Raw genomic sequence first — 2,106 nt, 5'->3', positions numbered from 1 at the left:
GCCTAATTAAAACGAACCAATGAACAGATATAAAATTATAGGGCTACCCATTTAGCCCTCAAATAGTTGTTTATGATTATGTTATTTTGTAAATTGTATTCAAATCCAGCAGAGATGAGAATATTAAAAGAACTTGACAGACAGGTATTTAAAGATAGATTTTGCAATAAGAAGGCTTGTTATGAATTTTTAGCAGATTTGAAATGGCAAGAGGGTTATAAGTGCGTTCGTTGCGAAGGGAAGGTTTATATAAAAGGCAAACAACCTTCAAGCCGCAGATGTAGTAAATGCGGTTATGATGAATCAGTTACCACAGGAACCTTGTTTCATAAGTTAAAGTTTGGAATAGACAAGGCATTTGAAATGCTTTATGAAATAGTCACGAGCAAGAAAGGAGCCAATAGCATTTGGTTGGCAGAACATTTTGGAGTAAATCAAAAAACAGCATGGTTATTCCGTCAAAAAGTACAATTAGCCATGAAGAGTAGCGAGCAATATCCTTTGGAAAAAGAAGTCCATGTAGATGAATTTGAAATAGGCACCCCGCAGCCTGGAGAACAAGGAAGAAGCAAAAGTGATAAAAAAGTACGAATAGTTATTGCTTTTGAGAATAGAGAAGGTAAATCTGGAAGAGGATATGCGAAAGTTATTGAAGATTATAGTTCCCTATCTTTACAACCGATTTTTGATAGTCACATCCATAAAGATGCCATGATATTAGCCGATGGTTGGGCGGGATATAAACCGCTTAAAGAAAACTACAATAATCTAAAGCAAACTTTGTCTGATAAAGGAAGGAACTGCAAAATGCTTCATATTCAAATCAGGAACTTTAAAAATTGGCTTAGGGGTGTACACTCCTATTGTAAAAAAGAATATCTTCAAAAATACATCGATGAATATTTCTTTCGATTTAACCGAAGAAATCATCGAAAATCTATTTTAGATAAAATTATTAGTCGATGCATAAATCATATTCCGGTCACTTTTCAACAAATAAAAGTTCCTGCGACTTAGATGGGTAACCCTATAAAATTATATTGCTTTTTTCACTTCTAATAACTATTTCTTGTAAAAGTCAAGATTTTAAAAAAGTGATTTTAAAGAGTCCTGATACATCAAATTTATATATCAATGATGAAGAAAGTAATGAACTTTATTATTTAAAGCTTATACCCGAAGAACAGATTAAAGGTGCAATAGTGATTTTGCCATCTGGAGGAGAAACCACACAAGATTTACTAAAACAAATTTCCATTCCAAAACTTGCTTTTGATAATGGTATTGCCACAATTATTCCTTCTATTAATTGGGGAACTGAAAATAGAGAGGTTGAAATAAAGACTTTAAATATAATATTCAAAGAGGTTATAGAGAAACATAAAATCCCAAAAGAAAACTTTGTACTTGGTGGACTATCAAATGGAGGAATGATTTCATTGATTTATGCACAACAATCAGTAAAAAATAAAAAGAAAACTTACATTCAACCTAAAGGAATTTTTGGACTTGACGTGCCTTTAGACAAAGCACATTTTTACGAATATTGTGAAAGAGAAATCAAAAGAAATTTTTCAGAGCTTGGAGTTGGAGAAGCGAGATGGATGATGAATAATTATAATGAGATTTATGGAGGCTCACCAAAAGAGTTTCCTAAAAAATATATTGAAGCATCAATTTACTCAAATGGAGCAGAAAATGGAGGTAATGCTAAATATTTAAAAGACATCCCAATCCGAATGTACACAGATTTAGATGTTAATTGGCTAATGAATGAAAGGAGAAGAGACCTTTATGATTGGAACGGAACTGACATTGTCGCAATGATAAACGATTTAAAACTTATGGGAAACAAAGATGCGAATGTTATAATTACGATGGGAAAAGGAGTTAAATTAGACGGAACTAAACATCCTCATTCTTGGAGTATTATGGACAATCAAGATTGCTTTAATTGGATAGAAAAATTAATGAAAAATAACTAGGCACAACATTGGCTATAAGTAATTGCTTGTTCTCGCCTACTTCTGAAAATCCTTGCGAATTTTCAGTTTGGTGTGTACTTGCAAAGTTAACCGCTAATCCACGCAACTACTCATAGCCGAG

2 protein-coding genes are annotated in these 2,106 nt (G+C 32.8%); both read left to right on the top strand.

Annotated features, from left to right (window positions below; all coding sequences use genetic code 11):
• Window positions 1–114: 114 nt before the first annotated feature.
• Window positions 115–1,017, top strand: a complete 903-nt coding sequence (locus tag AC1EUY_RS15925; RefSeq protein ID WP_480196541.1) for an IS1595 family transposase — start codon at window positions 115–117, stop codon at window positions 1,015–1,017.
• A 77-nt stretch (window positions 1,018–1,094) separates the two neighbouring features.
• Entirely contained in the window at window positions 1,095–1,985 is an 891-nt protein-coding gene (locus AC1EUY_RS15920) for a hypothetical protein (RefSeq protein ID WP_480196540.1), read from the top strand.
• Window positions 1,986–2,106 lie beyond the last annotated feature (121 nt).

This window comes from Maritimimonas sp. 2210JD6-3 (assembly GCF_056591795.1).
The sequence above is the reverse complement of the archived record's forward strand: the minus strand, read 5'-3'. Positions and strand labels throughout refer to the sequence as shown.